General features: G+C 69.1%; 17 protein-coding genes. 6 read left to right on the forward strand and 11 right to left on the reverse strand.

Going from position 1 to position 18,393, the window contains the following annotated elements; translation table 11 throughout:
* Positions 1 to 61 precede the first annotated feature (61 nt).
* Positions 62 to 775 carry a TetR/AcrR family transcriptional regulator gene (locus YWM_RS23355; protein WP_245566012.1) on the forward strand — a complete coding sequence of 238 codons (714 nt, stop codon included), beginning with the start codon at positions 62 to 64 and terminating at the stop codon, positions 773 to 775.
* On the opposite strand, the gene YWM_RS26170 is transcribed toward YWM_RS23355, so the two are convergent.
* The 3 genes from YWM_RS26170 to YWM_RS0112240 are packed head-to-tail and all read right to left on the reverse strand — an operon-like array spanning position 731 to position 3,684.
* Positions 731 to 1,579 carry an ABC transporter ATP-binding protein gene (locus YWM_RS26170; protein ID WP_028850979.1) on the reverse strand — a complete coding sequence of 283 codons (849 nt, stop codon included), beginning with the start codon at positions 1,577 to 1,579 and terminating at the stop codon, positions 731 to 733. The two genes, YWM_RS23355 and YWM_RS26170, sit on opposite strands and share 45 nt — an antisense overlap.
* Before the next feature lie 3 nt (positions 1,580 to 1,582).
* Complete coding sequence (locus YWM_RS26175; protein ID WP_052344826.1) at positions 1,583 to 2,629, reverse strand: FecCD family ABC transporter permease; 1,047 nt, start codon at positions 2,627 to 2,629, stop codon at positions 1,583 to 1,585.
* Complete coding sequence (locus YWM_RS0112240; RefSeq protein WP_084612355.1) at positions 2,626 to 3,684, reverse strand: FecCD family ABC transporter permease; 1,059 nt, start codon at positions 3,682 to 3,684, stop codon at positions 2,626 to 2,628. Before YWM_RS0112240 ends, YWM_RS26175 begins: the two co-directional genes overlap by 4 nt.
* Before the next feature lie 116 nt (positions 3,685 to 3,800).
* Between YWM_RS0112240 and YWM_RS23365 the strand changes: the two genes are divergently transcribed.
* On the forward strand, positions 3,801 to 4,835 hold the full coding sequence (locus YWM_RS23365; protein WP_084612356.1) for an ABC transporter substrate-binding protein: 1,035 nt from the start codon (positions 3,801 to 3,803) through the stop codon (positions 4,833 to 4,835).
* Positions 4,836 to 5,261: 426 nt separating this feature from the next.
* On the opposite strand, the gene YWM_RS0112250 is transcribed toward YWM_RS23365, so the two are convergent.
* The 5 genes from YWM_RS0112250 to YWM_RS0112270 form a co-directional block, all read right to left on the reverse strand.
* Entirely contained in the window at positions 5,262 to 6,368 is a 1,107-nt protein-coding gene (locus YWM_RS0112250) for an ABC transporter permease (RefSeq protein WP_028850981.1), read from the reverse strand.
* Positions 6,365 to 7,255, reverse strand: coding sequence for an ABC transporter ATP-binding protein (locus tag YWM_RS0112255; RefSeq protein ID WP_028850982.1), 891 nt, complete (start codon positions 7,253 to 7,255; stop codon positions 6,365 to 6,367). The genes YWM_RS0112250 and YWM_RS0112255 overlap by 4 nt, the downstream gene beginning before the upstream one ends.
* Positions 7,256 to 7,368: 113 nt before the next feature.
* Positions 7,369 to 8,043 carry a response regulator gene (locus tag YWM_RS0112260; protein WP_028850983.1) on the reverse strand — a complete coding sequence of 225 codons (675 nt, stop codon included), beginning with the start codon at positions 8,041 to 8,043 and terminating at the stop codon, positions 7,369 to 7,371.
* On the reverse strand, positions 8,040 to 9,368 hold the full coding sequence (locus YWM_RS0112265) for a sensor histidine kinase (protein WP_028850984.1): 1,329 nt from the start codon (positions 9,366 to 9,368) through the stop codon (positions 8,040 to 8,042). The genes YWM_RS0112260 and YWM_RS0112265 overlap by 4 nt, the downstream gene beginning before the upstream one ends.
* A 529-nt stretch (positions 9,369 to 9,897) precedes the next feature.
* Complete coding sequence (locus YWM_RS0112270) at positions 9,898 to 10,416, reverse strand: hypothetical protein (protein ID WP_028850985.1); 519 nt, start codon at positions 10,414 to 10,416, stop codon at positions 9,898 to 9,900.
* A 408-nt stretch (positions 10,417 to 10,824) separates the two neighbouring features.
* Between YWM_RS0112270 and YWM_RS26880 the strand changes: the two genes are divergently transcribed.
* The 3 genes from YWM_RS26880 (at position 10,825) to YWM_RS0112285 (ending at position 12,835) form a co-directional block, all read left to right on the forward strand.
* Positions 10,825 to 11,412: a hypothetical protein gene (locus tag YWM_RS26880; RefSeq protein ID WP_028850986.1), complete on the forward strand. Its 588-nt coding sequence runs from the start codon at positions 10,825 to 10,827 to the stop codon at positions 11,410 to 11,412.
* A 123-nt stretch (positions 11,413 to 11,535) separates the two neighbouring features.
* Complete coding sequence (locus tag YWM_RS0112280) at positions 11,536 to 11,910, forward strand: hypothetical protein (protein WP_156914757.1); 375 nt, start codon at positions 11,536 to 11,538, stop codon at positions 11,908 to 11,910.
* Between the two features lie 139 nt (positions 11,911 to 12,049).
* Positions 12,050 to 12,835 (forward strand): endonuclease I family protein, encoded by a 786-nt coding sequence (locus tag YWM_RS0112285; RefSeq protein WP_028850988.1) that lies wholly within the window; start codon positions 12,050 to 12,052, stop codon positions 12,833 to 12,835.
* A 237-nt stretch (positions 12,836 to 13,072) separates the two neighbouring features.
* Here YWM_RS0112285 and fgd read toward each other — a convergent pair whose 3' ends face one another.
* Together fgd and YWM_RS23370 are read right to left on the reverse strand one after the other, a co-directional pair.
* On the reverse strand, positions 13,073 to 14,074 hold the full coding sequence (fgd, locus tag YWM_RS0112290; protein WP_028850989.1) for a glucose-6-phosphate dehydrogenase (coenzyme-F420): 1,002 nt from the start codon (positions 14,072 to 14,074) through the stop codon (positions 13,073 to 13,075).
* Positions 14,075 to 14,177: 103 nt separating this feature from the next.
* Positions 14,178 to 15,272, reverse strand: coding sequence for an ANTAR domain-containing protein (locus YWM_RS23370; protein ID WP_052344827.1), 1,095 nt, complete (start codon positions 15,270 to 15,272; stop codon positions 14,178 to 14,180).
* 257 nt (positions 15,273 to 15,529) lie between these two features.
* On the opposite strand from YWM_RS23370, the gene YWM_RS0112300 reads away from it, so the two are divergent.
* Positions 15,530 to 16,807 (forward strand): MFS transporter, encoded by a 1,278-nt coding sequence (locus YWM_RS0112300; protein WP_052344832.1) that lies wholly within the window; start codon positions 15,530 to 15,532, stop codon positions 16,805 to 16,807.
* Here YWM_RS0112300 and YWM_RS0112305 read toward each other — a convergent pair.
* Positions 16,793 to 17,986, reverse strand: coding sequence for an MFS transporter (locus YWM_RS0112305; protein WP_028850991.1), 1,194 nt, complete (start codon positions 17,984 to 17,986; stop codon positions 16,793 to 16,795). The genes YWM_RS0112300 and YWM_RS0112305 overlap by 15 nt on opposite strands.
* Positions 17,987 to 18,393: the final 407 nt, after the last annotated feature.

Consider the following 18,393-nt stretch of genomic DNA (forward strand, 5'->3'; position numbering starts at 1 on the left):
CAACGTTGTATCACTAGAGCACACTTTTCCCGGAAAGACCAGATCCGTCGAGGGGATTTACGTGGAGTTCCTGTTCCCATCCGGCCCGGCCGCCGAGGCGGAATCGCTGCTGGAGCGCGCGTTCGCGCAGGCTCGCGAGTCGGCCGGTGAGAACGACGAGACCACGGTCCGCGTGCTCGACGCCGCCTACGAGCAGTTCTGCCGCATGGGCATCCGCCGGTCGACGATGGGCGACGTCGCGCGCCGCGCCGGCGTCTCCCGGATCACCGTCTACCGTCGGTTCGCCACCAAGGACGAGCTGGTCGAACAGGTCATCCGGCGGGAGTTCCGGCGCTACTTCGACCAGTTCCTGCTGGACATCCAGCATGCGAGGACGACGGCCGAACGTGTCGAGATCGGGTTCGCCAGCTCGCTGAAGGCCATCCGGAACAACCCGCTGATCGGCGGGCTGATGTCGGTCGAGCCGGACATCGTCGTCCCGTCGATGATCAGTGACGGCGGCAAGACCATGGCGACCGTGAGCCGGTTCGTGGCCAACCGCCTGCGCAGCGAGCAGCGGGCGGGCAACGTGGCTCAGGACGTCGACGTGGAGCTGGTGGCCGAGATGATGGTGCGAATCTCCACGTCGTTCCTCGTCACGCCGAGCCACTCCATCGATCTGGACGACGAGGAGCAACTACGCGCCGTCGCGCGCCAGTTCCTGGTTCCGATGCTGCACGTCGGCGAGCGCTCAGGAGGCGAGACCGGACCCGAGGGCGAATTCCCTCGACCGTGAGCGGCGGTGCGCGGGCACCACCATCGGTGTTCCGGTCTGGGGATCGTCGATCACCTGGCACTGCAGCCCGAAGACGTCGGTGACCAGCTGCTCGGTCAGCACTTCAGCCGGCTTGCCTTCGGCGACGATCGCTCCCTGCGACATCACGATCAGGTGGGTGGCGTACCGGGCGGCGTGGTTGAGGTCGTGCAGCACCGCCACCAGGGTCCGGCCGCCCTGTTCGTGCAGGTCGGCGCACAGGTCGAGCACGTCGATCTGGTGCGCGATGTCGAGGAACGTGGTCGGCTCGTCCAACAACAGCAGCTGGGTCTGCTGGGCCAGCACCATCGCCAGCCACACCCGCTGACGTTGCCCGCCGGACAGTTCGTCCACCGGCCGGTCGGCCAGGTCGGTGACGCCGGTGGCGGCCATGGCGGAGGTGACCGCCTCCTCGTCCTCGGCCGACCACTGCCGGAGCATGCGCTGGTACGGATAGCGGCCGCGGGACACCAGGTCGACGACCGTGATGGCGTCCGGCGCCGACGCACTCTGCGGGAGCAGGCCGAGCTTGCGGGCCAGCGCCTTGGCCGGATACCTGGACAATTCCTTGCCGTCCAGCACCACCGTGCCGTCGTTCGGCGTCACGATGCCGCTGAGCGCCTTCAACAACGTCGACTTGCCGCACGCGTTCGGCCCGATGATCACGGTGAACGACCCGGGCGGGATCGACACGGTCAGATCGCGCGAGACGATCCGCCGGTCGTAGCCCAGGGTGAGCCCCGACCCGCTGAGGTCCCCGCTGTGATCACTGTGGCCGTTGGACATCGATCACCCTCCCTGCCGCGCACGGCTGAGCATCCAGATGAGGTACCCGCCGCCCAGACAACTCGACACCACGCCGACCGGCGCCTGGTCCTCGCCGAGGCCGTGCTGGGCGATCAGGTCACTGACCGACAGCAGCAGTGCCCCCATGAGCGCCGCGGGCAGCACGCCCGGGCCGGTCGCGGTGGTCAACCTGCGGGCCAGCTGGGGAGCGGCGAGGGCCACGAAAGCGATGGGGCCGACCGAGGCGGTGGCGGCCGCGGCGAGCCCGACCCCGACGGCGACGACGGCCAGGCGAGATCGTTCGACGGGCACACCGAGAGCGCGCGCCGAGGCATCGCCGAGTTCGAGCATCAAGCACCGGCGGTGCAGCAACAACGCGGCGGGCAGCAACAGCACGACCGCGGTGCCTGCGATGGCCGCATAGGAGTAGTTGCGGCCGTTCAGGCTGCCGACCAGCCACCACGACGCCGACTGCGCATCCAGCACGTCCGCCCGCATCAGCAGGAAGGTGTTGGTTGACAACAGCAGCAGCTGGACGGCGACGCCGATCAGGACGAGGCGGTAACTGTTGGTCCCTCGGCGATACGCCAGTCCGTAGACGACGGCGGCACTGACCAGTCCGCCGATGATCGCGCCGGTGGCGACGTACTGCAGCGTGGTGCCGATCAGCAGGAACGCGCTCAGGGCACCGGTGCTGGCGCCCGCCGTGAAGCCGATGATGTCCGGGCTGCCCAGCGGATTGCGGGTCAGACTCTGGAACAACGCGCCGCTGGCGCCGAACGCCGCACCCGCGGCCAGCGCGGTGAGCAGGCGAGGCAGCCTGCGTTCGAAGATCACGTAGTCGGTGTCGACGCTGCCGTTGCCGAGCAACGTGCGCACGGTGTCCGGGATGGAGATCGCGAAGTTGCCGACGCTGAGCGTGACCAGCCCGACGGCCACGACCAGGCCGAACAGCGCCAACCCGACCAGCACGCTGCGCCGATGCAGCAGGACGGACAGGTTGCCGCGCCGCCAAACGGCGCCCGGTGCCGGTGGATGCGTCAGCGTCATAGCCGCGGCAACCTCCCGCGCCTGCGAATCATCGCGATCAGCACCGGAGCGCCGACGAACGCCATGGTCACACCGACCGCGACCTCGCTCGGTCGCACGATCACGCGGCCGACCACGTCGGCGACCAGCAACAGCGTCGCCGCCAGCACCAACGAGTAGGGCAGCAGCCACCGATAGTCCGGCCCGGTGATCATGCGCGCGACATACGGCACGACCAGCCCGACGAACACGATGGGGCCGGCGAGCACGGTCGCCGCTCCGCACAGCATGGCCATGGCCACACCGGCGACACCCCGCACCCGGCCGCGCCGCACACCGAGCCCGTGCCCGGTCTCGTCCCCGAGCGCCAGCACGTTCAACGGCCGAGCGAGCAGGAACGCGAGCGCGGTGCCGATCAGCAAGAACGGCGTCATCGCGACCAGTTGGTCCGGGTCGGGGCTGGCCAGCGAGCCGATGATCCAACTGCGATAGGACTGATACGTCTGGTAGTCCTGCAGCACGATCGCATAGACGATGCCGCTGAGCACGTACGTGACGGCCATCCCGGCGAGGATCAAGCGCACCGGATCGGCGCCGCCCCGGGCGCGCACCACGATCCCGAACACCAGCAGCGCCGCGGCGGTCGCTCCCAGGAACGAGAACCACACCACGGACAGCGGATGCGTCGTCCCGATGACTGCGGCGGCGACGACGAGCCCGAGCGCCGCGCCCTGATTGATGCCGAGCAGGCCGGGGTCGGCGAGCGGATTCCGCGCCAGCGCCTGGGTCAACGCCCCGGCCAGCCCGAGCGCCGCACCGGCCGCCAGCCCGGTCAAGGTGCGCGGTATGCGCAGGTCACGCACCACGATGTGGTCGTCGACCGTGGGGTCGTAGTGCCGCAGAGCGTCCACGACGACGCCGAGGTCGATGGGTCGCGCGCCGAGGAAGATCGACAAGACGATGGCGGCCAGCAAGCCGAGGCAGGCGACGACCAACCCGGCCGCGAGCCGGGTTCGGCGGGGCCGTTCGCCGGGCTGCGCGGCGCGTGCGGGCGCCGTGAGCAGGTCGGCCGTCACGGACACTCCTCACCTGTCGCCGCCGAGCGTTTCACGCGTCACTCCCGGCTGGACCATCACTCCATCAGGGGGTTAGCTTAGCCTTACTTAATTGGAGAGGTAAGGGAGCAGTGCGGATGAGCACACGGCGGGCTGGGGCACACACCGGCGGCGCACCGGTAAGCAGGCGCGGGGTCTTGCTCGGCGGGGCGGGGCTGGCCGCGATGCTCGCGGTCGGAGCGTGCGGCAAAGTCGAGGACCGCTCGGTGCAGTCCGGAAAGGGCGGGCCGTGGTCGTTCGTCGACGACCGTCAGCGCAAGGCCAGCGCGAAGAGCACGCCGACGAACGTGGTCGCGCAGGTCAGCGCGGCCGCCGCACTGTGGGATCTGGGCATCAAGTCGGTCGGCGTCTTCGGTGAGGCCAACGGACCGGACGACCTCTACGGCAACATCGACCGGGACGCGGTGACGTGGGTCGGTAAGACGTGGGGCGAGTTCGACATGGAGAAGTTCCTCGGCCTGCGGCCGGACGTGCTCGTCGCGCCGATGAACACGCCCGACGAGCTGTGGTACGTGCCCGAGGAGATGGCCGACGAGGTGGCCAAGCGCTGCCCGACGGTGGGTATCAAGCAGCTGTCCACGCCGCTGGACAAGGTCATCGACCGCTACGCCGAGCTGGCTGCCTCACTCGGTGTCGATCTAAAGAAGCCGGAGATCGCCACGGCGCGCAAGGACTTCACCGCCGCGGTCGACGAGCTGCGCGCGGTGGCTAAGGAGCGCAAGGACCTCAAGGTGGCGTTCGTGTCAGCGGCCGAAGAGTTCTTCTACTGGGCGAATCCGGAGATGTTCCCGGATGCGCTCATACTGCGTGAGGCGGGCATCAACCTGGTCGAGCCGGACGTGTCGAAGGAACAGGACCCGCACTGGGACAGTGTCTCGTGGGAGCAAGTCGGCCGCTACGACGCGGACGTGCTGCTCTACGACTCCCGCAACGCGCAGTTCTTCACCGACAATCTGAAGAAGTACCCGACGTTGGCGAACCTGCCTGCGGTCAAGGCGAAGCAGCTCGTGGCGTGGAACCTGGAGACGCCGCCGTCGTGGTCGATCTACGCGCCGAAGCTGCAGGAGCTGGCGGACAAGCTGCGCTCGTTCAAGGCGGGCATCGGCACCTGAGGCCCGCTCCGCCCGCCGCCGGTGGAACGCCGCGGGTCTGTCGGCTGACGACGAGTTGCCGCCGGTTCAGGGCGGGACGCTCGGACGTGCGCCGGCACTCGGAGTCGAGCGGTGAGCCGGCATCGGTCGGTCTTGCTCGGGGCGTTCGGGGCCGGCCCGGACTCCGGTCGAGCCGCTCACCGTGCCGGCATCGGTCGGTCTTGCTCCGGGAGGTTCGGGCCCGGCACAAGGCCCGGAGTCGGCCGGTCATGAGCCGGTACCGGTCGGGCCCGCTCGGGGCGTTCGGGGCCGGCCCGGACTCCGGTCGAGCCGCTCACCGTGCCGGCGGCGGCCCGCCGTTCTGGTTCAAACCGCCGACCATGAGCCGGCACCGGCCTGCCCCCGTACAGGCCGGTGCCGGGCTCGTCGCGCCGGAGTGCGGTCCCGTCAGTCCTGCCGGGCCCACGCGCTCGACAGCGCGACCTTCCCGCGGGTCTGCAGCAGCGAACCCGAGTAGATCTTCGCCGCCACCAGCAGGGCCGCAGCCGCGGTCGCCGCCAGGATCAGCAGCGCGATGGGTGCTTCCCATGCCGCCGCGTCCCCGGTGAACAGCCGCACCGGCATGGCCACTCCGCTGGAGAACGGCACGTAGGACAGCACGGTCATCACCAACGGGTTGTCGGCGAAGAACATCACCAGGAAGTAGGGCAGCATCACCAGCATGGTGACCGGGCCGGTGGTCGACCCGAGGTCTTCCTGACGGCTGACCATCGCGCCCGCGACGGCCCACAGCGAGCCGAGCAGCACGAAGCCCGCCACCAGGAACGGCACGAACCAGCCGAGCGCGGGCGCGAGCGCGGTGAGCAACTCGTCCAGTCCACCCAGCCGCAGCGCGACCGGGGCGGTCGCGGCCAGGACCAGCATCTGTCCCAGCGTCAGTACCGTGTGGCCGAGCAGCTTGCCCGCCAGCAGGCTGCGCACCGGAACCGCGGCGACCAGGATCTCCACGATGCGGGTCTGTTTCTCGGTCACGGTGCTCTGGGCGATCGCCAGCCCGCCCATGCTGAATATCAGGAAGAGCAGCGCGAACACCATGATCACCAGCTGGCGTTCGCCGGAGCTGACGTCACCCTGCTCGAGCAGGTCGACCGGGGGAGCGGTGGTGAGTGCCGCGATGACGTCCATCGGTGCCTCGGACAGCGCGATGACCCGGACGCCCTGGTTGTCCGGCACGACGGCCGCTTCCACCTCCTCGGAGCGGACCAGCTCGCGCGCGGCATTTTCGTCGGGCACGGTGCGCACGTCGAACCCGGACTCGGATTGCAGCGCGTCCGACGCCTGACCGACCACGGCGACCGAGGTGGATCCGGCACCGACGACGCCGGGCAGGATGGACATCGCGAAGATGCCTGCCACGACGAGGGCCAGCCCGATCCAGAAGCCCTTCATGCGCAGGTATGAGCGGATCTCGCGCTCGGCAACCAGCCGGGTGGCGGTCCAGGTCGACGTGCCGTGCGCGGCGGTTTCCACGCGGGTCGCTTCGGTGGTGGTCATCCGACGACCTCCTTGAAAATGGTGTCCAGGGACGGCACGACCGGGTGGAACGCCCGCACCGCGCCGCGGTTGATGGCCGCGCGCAGGATTTCCTGCTCCACGTCGGTGCCCTGGCGGTCCAGGTCGAACACGGCGCGTGGGCCATCGATGTCCACCACGCGGACGCCGGGATGGTCGCGCAACCAGCCGGCGTCCGGGTCCACCACGAGCTCGAACCGGTTCGGGCCGTACCGCCTGCGCAGCTCGTCGCGGCCACCGGTCGCGGCGATGCGACCACCGGAGATGATCACCAGGTCGTCGCACAGTTGCTCGACCAGGGCCAGCTGGTGGCTGGAGAACAGCACCGGCACTCCGGCCTGCGCTCGCTGCCGCAGCACGCCGAGCACCACCTCGACCGCGAGCGGGTCGAGGCCGGAGAACGGTTCGTCGAGGATGAGCATCTCCGGTTCGTGCACCAACGCGGCGGCGACCTGGGCGCGCTGCTGGTTGCCCAGGGACAGCTGCTCCACCTTGTCGTTCGCGCGCTCGGTCAAACCCAGTGCGTCCAGCAGTTCCTTGGTGTTCTGCTTGGCGCGCTGCCGGGACAGCCCGTGCAGCTCACCCAGCCAGGCGATCTGCTCGGCGACCTGCATCTTCGGATACAGACCGCGCTCTTCGGGCATGTAGCCGAACCGACGCCGGCGCTGCGTGGTGAGCGGCTGGCCGTTCCAGCTCACCTCGCCGCCGTGCGCGGCAAGCACCCCGAGGATGATGCGCATGGTCGTGGTCTTTCCGGCGCCGTTGGCGCCGAGGAAGCCGGTCAAGCGGCCGGGGCGCACGTCGAACGAGACGTCGTCCAGCACCCGGCGCTCACCGAAGCTCCGGTTGATTCCCCTCACGGTCAGCATGCCTCGACATTACGGCGCCGACCAGGGCGAACGCGTCCTGCCGGAGATCCACTTCTCGGGTCCTCCTCCAGGAGGACCTCCCTGGCAGCTGCGGTGGTGCAGGCGGGCCGGTGCTAGCGCCTGGGCGCGACGATTCCGTGCTCGTAGGCGTACACGACCGCGTGGGTCCGGTCGCGCAGGCCGAGCTTGGCCAAGATCCGCGACACGTGCGTCTTCACCGTCGTCTCACCCAGCACCAAGCGTTCGGCGATCTCCGCGTTGCTGGCGCCGCGGGCCAGTTCGACCAGGACCTCGTACTCGCGCTCGGTCAGCTCCGGCGGGCGGGTGGTGGTGTGTTCGGTCGGCGCTGGGGCCTGGTCGCGGGTGAACTGGGTGAGAACTCGCTTGGTGACCTCGGGGGACAGCAGCGCGTCGCCACGAGCCACCACCCGCACCGCGCTGATCAGGTCTTCCGGGGAGGCATTCTTGAGCAGGAAACCGCTGGCCCCGGCCCGCAGCGCGGCGAACAGATAGTCGTCGCGGTCGAACGTGGTGAGGATGATGACCTTGGTCTGACATGCTGGGTCGGCGAGGATCTGCCGGGTGGCCGCCAGCCCGTCGGTGCCGGGCATCTGGACGTCCATCAGCACGATGTCGGGCTTGAGTTCCCGGACCTGCTGGACGGCCTCGGCTCCGTCGGCGGCTTCCCCGACGACCTCGATGCCGGGTTCCGTCCCGAGAATGACCCGGAACCCGGCGCGCACCAGATCCTGGTCGTCCGCGAGGACGACCCGCAGGTCTTCGGTCATGATGCACCCCCAGCGGTGGTCGCCGGCGCCGCGAGCGGGAAGGTGACCCGCACCCGGAAACCACCACCGGGCCGCGGGCCGAATTCCACTTCGCCGTTGTGTACCGCGACCCGCTCGCGCATGCCGAGCAGGCCGAAGCCTTGCTTGTCGCCCTCGCCCGCGCCGCGCCCGTTGTCGGTCACCTCGATCTCCAGCGACGATGCTCGATAGCGCACGCGCACGTCCACCCGGCACGGTCCGGCGTGCTTGATCACGTTGGTCAACGCCTCCTGCACCACGCGGTATGCCGACACAGCGACACCATCCGGTACCGACTGTGCGTCACCGTAGACGCCATAGGTGACTTCCAGGCCGGTGTTGCGCGCGGACGCAACCAGCTCGGGCAGTTGCTGGAGATCCGGTGTCGAGCGATGCGCATTCTCGTCGGTCTCCACTTCGGACGACTTCTCGTCCTCCGGTGCATCGGAGCGCAGCACCCACAGCAGTCCGCGCAATTCGCCGACCGCGCTGCGGGCCGTTTCCTCGACCGAACGCAGGGCGTCGCTGGCCACGGACGGGTCCCGGTCGAGCACGCGACGGGCCGCAGCCGCCTGGACGCCCATGACGGCCACATGATGGGCGACCACGTCGTGCAGATCGCGGGCAATGCGGACGCGCTCGTCGACCACCGCGCCGCGGATGTTGCGTTGCTGGGACAACCGCAGCTGCTCGGCGCGGTCGATCATTTCCGCCTGCCTGCGTGCGGACAGCCACGCCACGTTGCCGAAATGGTAGGCGGCGCCGAAGAACACCAGGTTGAAGACGATGTTGTAGAGGATGATGGCCAGCAGGGGATCCAGCGGGCCCGCGGCGTTGTCGAACCTCGGAGTGGGTTCGGTGACCGCGATGACCAGCAGGTAACCCAGCCAGGCGAACATCGCGATGATCACGATGAGCCTGGCGTTGCGCGCAACGACACGGTTGGGCGTCCAAGCGCCGACGGTATAGATGGCCAGGAACAGCACGACCGAGGGTGCGACCGTCTCCGCGACCTGCCGGAACTGTGCGGCGATGAAGACGGCGCCGACGATCATCAGCACGGTCACCGGGTAGCGCGTGCGGACCACCAGCGGCGTCGCCAGCGCGATGTTCCAGAGGAACTGTTCGGTCAGGCTGGGCGGCTGCCCGAGCGCGAGCATGCCCGCGCTGTTGGCGAGCAACGTGGCCAGCAGCGATCCCGCCACCACGACCAGGCCGATCACCACGTCGCGCCTGCGCTGCTGCCGGTCCGCCGGCGGCCGGCGCCACTGCCTGCGCTGCTCCTCGGTCCACTCGCCAGCTTCCATGGCGATCGACGTTACCCAACACCGGCGTGCGTTGTGGGCAGGCCGCAACGCGTGGTGACAGGCGGCATCGCGCAGTGCTCAGGCCGCACAGGAAGCGACTGCCCGCGGGCGAGGCAGTGGGCGGACCGCAAGGGACCCGACTGGCACCCGGTCAGCCCGGTGCTGCGGCGGGGCAGAGGCGGACCGCGAAGGAGGCGAATGCTCGCGGCCGGGCCGGTGCTGCGAGCCAGGCAGTGGCCGACCGTACAGGGGGAGCGACTGGCACGTGGGCAGCCCGGTGCTGCGGGCGAGGCAGAGGCGGACCGCCCGGGGAGCGACCGGCATCGGGCAGGCGGGTGTGCCGCGAAGGTGAGCGAGCGGCCGCAAGCAGGGTGACGGCGCTCGAGCAACGTGCGCCGACGGCTCTTGGGCGCGACTCGCGCTGGGCCGGCGCATCGGCCCAGGCCTAACCGGCCCGGCGGCTCATGTGCCGCCAGGCACGCCGGTCGGACCGCGTCGTGGGTGCGGCCCGACCGGCGTCAGCGGCGCCTCAACAGCCCCCGCAGTTGTAGTACGTGATGTCCCAGTGGTTGCCTTCCTTGTAGTAGATGTTCCCCGAGGCCGACTGCCACTTGCTACCGCCGATGTAGCTGAACGAGTTCTGGATGTAGTTGTTCAGGCACGTCGACAGGCTGGTGTCGAGCTTGTAGCCGTTCCAGTGGCTGTACGTGCCGCTGGCATGGCCGGTCTCGGTGCCGCCGGTGACGTTGATGGCGCAGCCGCTCGCCGACTTCAACGTCTGGATTCCCTGGATCGTGGTGAGGTTGACCTGCTCGAACGACGTGCAGGTCGGGTTGTTGCGGTCGCTGCAGTTGCCGCTCGACGACCACGTGATGCCCGACGCGCGCAGGCGCTGTGTCGCGTCGCTGTGGCTGAGCTTGGTGACTTGCGTGCTGGGCTGCTCCGAGGCCGGGGCAGGCTCAGCTGCCTGTGCGGCCGCGGTGGTCACCAGCAGCGCGCTGGCGGCGGCCGCACTCGTCACGGCCGCGCGCAAAAGAAATGTACGCATGTGATCTCTCCGTCCCTCGCTACGGAATCACCATGAATGGTCGGAGCGTGCCCATTCGTAGTACCGGCACGTGATGAGCAGGGCTATTGCCGCACGTCGAAGAACACGATCCAGGAAGCAGAGTAAGTGTGTCCCCAGCTGCTGACTACGTCCGATAGGTGACACTTTTTGCCATCTGGCGAAGGCATTTCTCCGACGAAAGTTGCACGTCTTTGCCTGGTGGACGAGCACGACAGCCAGCGTCAACCGGGCATATCGACAGAGTCGGGCAAAAGTGCTGTCAGTGTGAAGAAATGACGATCGGCAGACCGACGAAAGTTGGTACCTGGCCGCTCAACACGCTCATTACGGTCGCTATCCGGCGTGCCGCCGACACGCCGACAACCCCTGCTAACGAAAGGCGACCCCATGTCGAGGAAATTCGCTTGGATCACGGGGCTGTTAGGAGCCGCAGCCGCCGTGGCGTTCGCCGCCGCGCCCGTGTCCGCCGGGACGACGGCTCCGGAAGTCACCGCGAAGGCTGCTGAGACCCAGGAAGCTCACGCGGTGACAGCGGAGGAGATCGAGGCACTGGCCGCCGCGATGAAGTCGGGCGACACCGCCGGTGCCAAGTCGCCGGTCGCGTGGCCGGTCCCGACGCCGCGCAGCTACTACCTCACGTCGTCGTGTGCGCCGTACGCCTCGGCGATCCGTCAGGGCGCGTCCGTGTGGGACGGGTTGACCGAGGGTGGTGGCACTCCGGTGGAGTGTCGCAACGACTACATCACCGACTGCGGTGGTGGTGGCAACATCGTCGGCTGCAACTGGGGCCAGGGTCAGCGCATCGCGCTGTTCCCGGGCGGTGTGAACGATGACGCGTTGCTGGCTGCGCACGAGTTCGGGCACGACTGGTACGGCCACTCGAGCTATCAGTGCGCGGGCTGGGGCAGCCCTGCGGAGGTCATGGCGCCCACCATCTGCAACCTGAGGTCGGTGCAACAACTCGATACGAACTAGTTCGCTCGGGTCTCCCTTGACCGCTGCGGCGCTCCCGGTCCCCGCCGGGAGCGCCGCAGTTCGTTGTGGCCGCATGCTGCTGTGCTGCGTCCGGTCGCCTTCGGGTTTGCCACAGTCGCGGCCATGAAGATTCGCTACAACCCGGTTCTCGGCGTGACGATGATCGTGCTCGGCGTGGTGTGCGAGGTGTTGGGGCTCTGGCTGCTGGCGCTCGGCGAAACCGATCCGACGCTCTTCGTCGGGGTGATCGTCGTTCTGCTGGGACTTCCGTATCTGCTGCGTCCCTACTTCCTCGTCCACCACACGACCGTCGAAGTGCTCACCCTTCTCGGGCCGGCGCGCCGGCGCTACGAGTACGAACGTCTCGAGCTGGTGGACAACAAGCTCTTCGCGATCTCCGGCGACCACCGCGTCCGTGTCCCGGTGGTCAAGGCCATGGCTCGTTCGTCGGACTGGGGCAGGCTGGCGCAGCTCGCGGGCGATCAGTCCCGCCCGTAGGTGTGAACAAGCGAACGCGATCGTCGCGACCTTCGTCGGTATCTCGGCCGCGACCAGCCGTGGGAGCGTGCTGCGGAGCCGAACGATCAGCGCGGTGGCCCTGCCGGGGCGGCTGCCCAGCCGAGACGGAGGTTCGACGATGCGTATCCGAGGCGCGACCACGGTGGCGGGTGCATTCGCTGCCGTGCTGCTCACCGCGGGACTGGTGGCCCCAGCGGCGCCCGCGGCCACGGCACCGCCGGAGGACTACTACGCAGGCACCGAAGGCCTGAGCGGCGACGAACTGAAAGCCAAGCTGCACGAGATCATCAGCGAAGCCGACGTGCTGAGCTACAGCGAGGTGTGGGACGGGTTGAAGGCCACCGACGAGGACCCGGCCGACCCGGACAACGTCATCCTGCTCTACAGCGGCGAGTCCCGGCCCAAGTCGGCCAACGGTGGCAACCAGGGGGACTGGAACCGCGAGCACGTCTGGGCCAAGTCGCACGGCGATTTCGGCACCGACCCCGGTCCGGGTACCGATCTGCACCACCTGCGTCCGTCCGACGTGCAGGTGAACAGCACCCGGGACAACAAGGACTTCGACAACGGTGGCAGCGAGGTCGACGGCGCGCCGGGCAACTACACCGACGGCGACTCCTTCGAACCGCGCGACGAGGTCAAGGGCGACGTGGCGCGCATGGTGCTGTACATGACCGTGCGGTACGAGGGTGACGACGGGTTCGCCGACCTCGAGCCCAACGACCGGGTCGAGAACAACTCAGCGCCGTACATGGGGCGGCTGTCGGTACTCAAGGAGTGGCACGAGGCGGACCCGCCGGACGAGTGGGAGCAGCGGCGCAACGACGTGATCTACGAGGAGTTCCAGCACAATCGCAACCCGTTCATCGACCACCCGGAGTGGGTGGAGTCGATCTGGCCGTAGCGGGAGTGTCGGCTGTCGGCGCGGTGCCGTGGGTCCGGGTAACGCCGAGATCCGCGGCGCCGCAGCTTTGTCGGTTCCGCGCGCCCGGGTTCACGGCGGCCGCAGCGTGAGCTCGACTACGGACAGCAGCCGGCCGGTTCACGACGGCCGCAGCTGGTAGCACCCAGCTGGTTTCGCGGCGCCCCAGACCTGGGCCGGCCCCGCGCGACCGGAACGACCCCACCGTCGCCGTGCGCGTCACACCTGCCGCAGCAGCGGCACCACGTCCTCGGTGAGCTGGGTCAGGAAGCGCTGCTGGTCGTGGCCCGGGCCGTGGAAGACCAGGTGGGTGAAGCCGGCGTCCAGGTACGGCTTCAGTTGCGCCATCGCCTCGTCCGGATTCGAAGCCACGATCCACCGGCGCGCGATCTGCTCGATCGGCAGCTCGTCGGCCAGCCGCTCCATCTCCTCCGACGACGAGACGCTGTGCTTCTGCTCCGGGGTCAGCGACAGCGGAGCCCAGAACCGGGTGTTCTCCAGCGCCTGCTCGGGATCGCGGTCGTAGGACATCTTGATCTCGATCATCCGGTCGATGCCCGCCGCGTCCCGCTCGGCGGCCGCCGCGCCCTCCTGCACGGCAGGCAGCAGCTTGTCGGTGTACAGCTCCATGCCCTTACCCGACGTGCAGATGAACCCGTCACCCGCGCGTCCGGCGTACTTGGCCACCACCGGCCCGCCTGCGGCGATGTAGACCGGCACCGGCTGCTCCGGGCGGTCGTAGATCTTGGCGTCGACCAGCTGGTAGTAGTCGCCGTCGAAGGTGACGTCGTCCTTGGTCCACAGCTCACGCATGAGGCGGACGGCCTCGCGCAGGCGGGCGAACCGCTCCTTGAACTCCGGCCACTCGCGACCTGACACGGCGATCTCGTTGAGCGCTTCGCCGGTGCCGACCCCCAGGATCACCCGCCCCTCGGACAGCAGGGACAGCGTCGCGAACGCCTGCGCGATCACCGCGGGGTTGTAGCGGAACGTCGGAGTCAGCACGCTGGTGCCGACGGAGATCCGGCTGGTGCGCTCGGCCACCGCGGCGAGCCAGGCCAGCGCGAACGGAGCGTGGCCGCCGTTGTGCCGCCAGGGCAGGAAATGGTCCGAGATCATCACGGTGTCCAGCCCGAGTTCCTCGGCCTGCACCGCGTACTCCACCAACTCGCGGGGTGCGAACTGCTCCGCGGACGCCTTGTATCCCACCTTGATCGCCACCGGCGCTCCTTTCCTCGAGTCCCGCGGGCGGCTGAGTGTGTGCGACCTCCCCGCCCGGAGCTCAGGCTAGTCGTACCGGCACCGGGCGGCTTGTGATCATCGTCTACTCGGCGGTGGCCAGCTGATGCAGCCGTTCCAGCGCGTCGAAGACCACCGTCTTGCGGTGCCAATCCAGCCATCGCCCGGTCTCCGTCGCCAGCCGGTCCACGACCTGGACGACGCCGTCATGCAACCCCGCGGTGTCGGCATGATGCGTGGATATCACTCCGAGGCAGCGTCCACTCAACGCCAGCAGCGGCGTGCTGTACATGCGCCGGATGCCGTGGGACAGCAGGGCTTCGCGAGCTTCCTCGCTGATCGTCTCGGTCGTGGTGATGTCGGCGTCCACGTGCGCCCTGTCCCGGTAGGCACGCGTGCACGGCGTCGAGTCGGCCAGCGCGATCCAGCTGAAATCACGCACCAGCTCGTCCGGCATCCCTTGCTGTGACTCCAGGACCAGGCCGTCGTCCAGCGGGGCGACACTTTGCGCGTCGCCGCTGTTGGCGTCGGTGGCGCGCATGACAACCGTGAGCAGCGAGCGAAGGACGTTGCGGACCGTGCGGGCAGCCGCTGGTCCGGCCGGGAAACTCAACGGGGGCTGGGGCGCCTTGAGCCGACCGGGAAACCACGTCGTCCCTTTCGGTGCGGGCACCCGCAGCACCGCCGCCGCGAGGATCCGGACCGGCACGTTGTGCCGCTGCGATGCCTGGCCGAGCAACGCGAACGCATCCTCGGCCGTCGGCTGGTCGTAGCGCTGCTGGATGATGTCGAGGGCGTCGGCGATGAGCGCCCGGTTGCGCAGCGTCCGGATGTCCAGCTCGCTGGTGGTGCGCTCGCTGTCCTCGACGACCGGCAGCGGATGGCCTTGTGCGGCCAGGATCGCCCGGGCTTCGTCGATGGTGCTCGCGGTCGACACGGAGCCGGGCAGTTGGCGACCTCCGGTGATGACCACGCACTGCCCGGGAAGCGCGGACGCGGTCCGTTCCACCCGGTCCGCACGGGACAGGTCGACCAGCAGCTGCCTGCCGGGCCCGATGTGATCGGCCAACGCTTGCCGGATCACGTGGGTGGACGCGGCGCCCAGGTCGCCGATGAAGGTGATCAGATGGGTGGTGGGGGTGAGTTCCGTGAGTTGAACACGCAAGCCGACTGCCGGCATTCGTGGGGCTCCTAGCCGTGGACGGATGAAGAACGCCACGCTGCTGGACGCCTCTTCCTTCACCGTACGGCACCGAGGCGCCCCTGGCGATCTTCCGGTGTGGCCAACAGCACCCGTTCGGCGGGTAAGTATTTAGCCGCGCTAAGCGATGTACTGGTAGACGACGACTTCACGATGGGGAGGACTCTGCTCTTTTGACGCCCGCGAACACCGACCGAGTCAGCGCGCGTACCTGGTTCATCTGGCTCGCCGCCGCCATGGTGTATTTCCTGGCGATGTTTCACCGAACGTCGTTCGGTGTGGCCGGGCTGGAGGCGGCCGAACGCTTCGGCGTGGGCGCGGCCGCGTTGGGCACGTTCACCGTCCTGCAGATCGGGGTCTACGCCCTGATGCAGGTGCCGACCGGGGTACTGGTGGACCGCTTCGGTCCACGCGCGACGCTCATCGCGGCGCTGGTGTTCCTCGGTGCGGGGCAAATGTTGATCGCGGTGGCCGACGAGTACTGGCAGGGCCTGCTGGCCCGCGGCATCCTCGGCGTCGGTGACGCGCTGACGTTCATCTCGGTGCTGCGGATCGCCGCCAGTCACTTCCCGGCCCGCCGGTACACGCTGGTGGCCGCACTGACCGGAGCCCTCGGCTTCGTGGGAAACCTCGCCGCGACCATGCCGCTGACGTTGGCGCTGGCCGGGCCGGGGTGGATGCCGACGTTCCTGGCGGCCGGGCTGGCCACCGTTTCGTACATCCTGGTCGTGCACTTCGCCGTGCGCCAGGCCCCGCACGACAAGGACGCCAAGTCCCAGCGAGTCCCGGCGCGCCATCTCGGTCGCCAGGTGACCGGGGCGTGGCGGGTGCCCGGCACGAGGCTGGCCTTCTGGGTTCACTTCACCACGGCCTTCGGCCCCGGAACGCTGAGCCTGATGTGGGGGATGCCGTACCTGGTCAGCGGGCAGGGCTACACCGAGACCGAGGCGAGCGGGCTGCTCATGGTGCTGGTCTTCGGTTCGATGATCGGCGGTCCTGCGGTCGGTGCTTACATCGGCAGGCGGCCCGAGATGCGCATGCCGCTGGTGATCACGTACCTGTCCGGCTCGTTGATCTGGTGGACGCTGATGCTCGCCTGGCCCGGTCAGGTCCCGCTCGTGCTGCTGGTTCCCGCGCTGGTCTGGCTGGCGCTCGGCGGCCCGGCGTCGATGATCGGTTTCGCGCTGGCCAGGGACTACAACCCGCTGTCCCGGGTGGGCACCGCGACCGGTGTGGTGAACGTCGGCGGTTTCACCGCGACGGCGATCGCGATGCTGGTGGTCGGCGCACTGCTGGAGCTCACCGGTGACCAGTTCCGTATCGCCCTGCTCGCCGTGGTGGTGCTGCTGTTGTTCGGCAGCTGGCGGATGACCGTCTGGTATCGCCGAGCGCGGGCCGTCGTGCTGCAGGCGCAGGAGCGCGGCGAAGCAGTCCCGGTGCAGTTGCGGCGTCGTCCGTGGGACGTGCCCGACCGGGAGATGTCGACCGCGGGGCGCAGGTTAGTCCGTAGCTAGCGCGGCCTGCGCGGTGCGCATCCGCACCACGCCGATGGCCATGACACCGGCCGCGAGCAGGCACAACACGACCGCGACCGCGAACGGGGCGTGCGACGCGCCGAACCACTCGGAGATCGGGCCGACGAACGTGGCGGCCAGCGCGCCGCCCGCCCAACGCAGCACGTTGTAGCCGGCACTGGCCACCGGCCGGGGAGCGTTGCTGACGCTCATCGCGGCGCCGGTCAGCAGCGTGTTGAGCAGGCCCGAGATCAGCCCGCTGACGATGACGCCGACCGCGACGAGCACTTTGCCCCCGACGGCCAGGACCACCATCAGCACGGCGTAGCCGCAGATCGACAGCAGCGTGGCGCGCTCGTCGCCGAGGCGGGAGGCCAGCCGGGGAGCGAACACCACGCCGGCCACGGCCACGCTCACGCCCCAACCGAAGAAGATCAGGCCGACCTCGATGGCGCCCCACTGCAGGACGAAGGGCGACCAGGCCAGCACGGTGAAGAATGCCGCCGTGTACAGCGCGGACGCCACGGACGTGCGCAGCAGCGCGCGATCCCGCAGCGCGCGTAGCGGGTCGAGCAGCTTGATCGGCGCTCGCTCGAGATGCGAATCGCGTTGCAGCATGAAGATGCTCAGCAGCAGGGCGGCGCCCATCAGCACCGACGTGCCGATGAACGGGCCGCGCCAGGAGATGTGACCGAGCACGGCGCCCAGCAGCGGCCCGACCGAGAGGCCGAGACCCAGCGCCGCTTCGTACAGCAGGATGGCGCCGCGCTGGCCGCCGGAAGCCGCGCCCACGATCACCGACAACGCGGTGGCGATGAACAGCGCGTTGCCCAGGCCCCAGCCGGCGCGCAGCGCGATGAGCTGCTCGATCGAGCCCGCCATGGCGCACAACGCCGTGGTCACCACGATCAGGCACAGGCCGGCCACCACGGTGCGCTTGGCCCCGAACCGGGCGCTGGCCATGCCGGTGAGCAGCATGGCGACGACCTGGACCCCGAGGTAGGCCGAGAACAGCGCGGTGACTTCGGAAGGGGTGGCTTTCAGGCCCTCGGCGATGGACAGCAGGATCGGATCAACCAGACCGATGCCCATGAACGCGATGACCGCGGCGAAGGCCGTGATCCACACCTGTTTCGGTTGCCCCCGTACCGCGTCCAACAGGCGTGGTTCAGCGCTCATCGTGATCGTCCTCCGTGGATCGCCGCATCAGAAGAAATTACTTACCGATGCTAACAATCTGGCCGGTCACGGTCAGTGAGCGAGCGCTGTGGTTTATGCCACGCGGGTTGGGAGGGCGGCCGGCACCGGGGCGTCATGGGGCGGGAAGGGCCGACACCGGGGGCGACATGGGTCGGCCGCGCCGCGTGTCGCGGCGGTGCCGCGAGACAGCCGATGCGCGGCGAGGCTGCGAATGGCAGCGGGCAGGAACGACGTTGTCGGGGGCGCAGGCGGCTGCCGAACCGCTGCGGCGCCATGCCTACGCGCACCAAGGCCCCGAAGCCTCCGCGTCACTGGGCGAGGTACCGCAGCTGCCGGGGGCTTGGCCGCGAAGGCTCCGCGATCCCGGTCGCGTCAGTGGGCGAGGT

It is taken from the genome of Thermocrispum municipale DSM 44069 (assembly GCF_000427825.1).
In the GTDB taxonomy this organism is placed as follows: Bacteria; Actinomycetota; Actinomycetes; order Mycobacteriales; family Pseudonocardiaceae; genus Thermocrispum; species Thermocrispum municipale.

What these genes read in the sequence shown, in the direction of transcription:
- YWM_RS26170 (WP_028850979.1), bottom strand. Translation starts at nt 1,579, where the DNA reads ATGTCCAACGGCCACAGTGATCACAGCGGGGACCTCAGCGGGTCGGGG.
- YWM_RS26175 (WP_052344826.1), bottom strand. Translation starts at nt 2,629, where the DNA reads ATGACGCTGACGCATCCACCGGCACCGGGCGCCGTTTGGCGGCGCGGC.
- YWM_RS23365 (WP_084612356.1), top strand. Translation starts at nt 3,801, where the DNA reads ATGAGCACACGGCGGGCTGGGGCACACACCGGCGGCGCACCGGTAAGC.
- YWM_RS0112250 (WP_028850981.1), bottom strand. Translation starts at nt 6,368, where the DNA reads ATGACCACCACCGAAGCGACCCGCGTGGAAACCGCCGCGCACGGCACG.
- YWM_RS0112255 (WP_028850982.1), bottom strand. Translation starts at nt 7,255, where the DNA reads ATGCTGACCGTGAGGGGAATCAACCGGAGCTTCGGTGAGCGCCGGGTG.
- YWM_RS0112260 (WP_028850983.1), bottom strand. Translation starts at nt 8,043, where the DNA reads ATGACCGAAGACCTGCGGGTCGTCCTCGCGGACGACCAGGATCTGGTG.
- YWM_RS0112265 (WP_028850984.1), bottom strand. Translation starts at nt 9,368, where the DNA reads ATGGAAGCTGGCGAGTGGACCGAGGAGCAGCGCAGGCAGTGGCGCCGG.
- YWM_RS0112270 (WP_028850985.1), bottom strand. Translation starts at nt 10,416, where the DNA reads ATGCGTACATTTCTTTTGCGCGCGGCCGTGACGAGTGCGGCCGCCGCC.
- YWM_RS26880 (WP_028850986.1), top strand. Translation starts at nt 10,825, where the DNA reads ATGTCGAGGAAATTCGCTTGGATCACGGGGCTGTTAGGAGCCGCAGCC.
- YWM_RS0112280 (WP_156914757.1), top strand. Translation starts at nt 11,536, where the DNA reads ATGAAGATTCGCTACAACCCGGTTCTCGGCGTGACGATGATCGTGCTC.
- YWM_RS0112285 (WP_028850988.1), top strand. Translation starts at nt 12,050, where the DNA reads ATGCGTATCCGAGGCGCGACCACGGTGGCGGGTGCATTCGCTGCCGTG.
- YWM_RS23370 (WP_052344827.1), bottom strand. Translation starts at nt 15,272, where the DNA reads ATGCCGGCAGTCGGCTTGCGTGTTCAACTCACGGAACTCACCCCCACC.
- YWM_RS0112300 (WP_052344832.1), top strand. Translation starts at nt 15,530, where the DNA reads ATGGTGTATTTCCTGGCGATGTTTCACCGAACGTCGTTCGGTGTGGCC.
- YWM_RS0112305 (WP_028850991.1), bottom strand. Translation starts at nt 17,986, where the DNA reads ATGAGCGCTGAACCACGCCTGTTGGACGCGGTACGGGGGCAACCGAAA.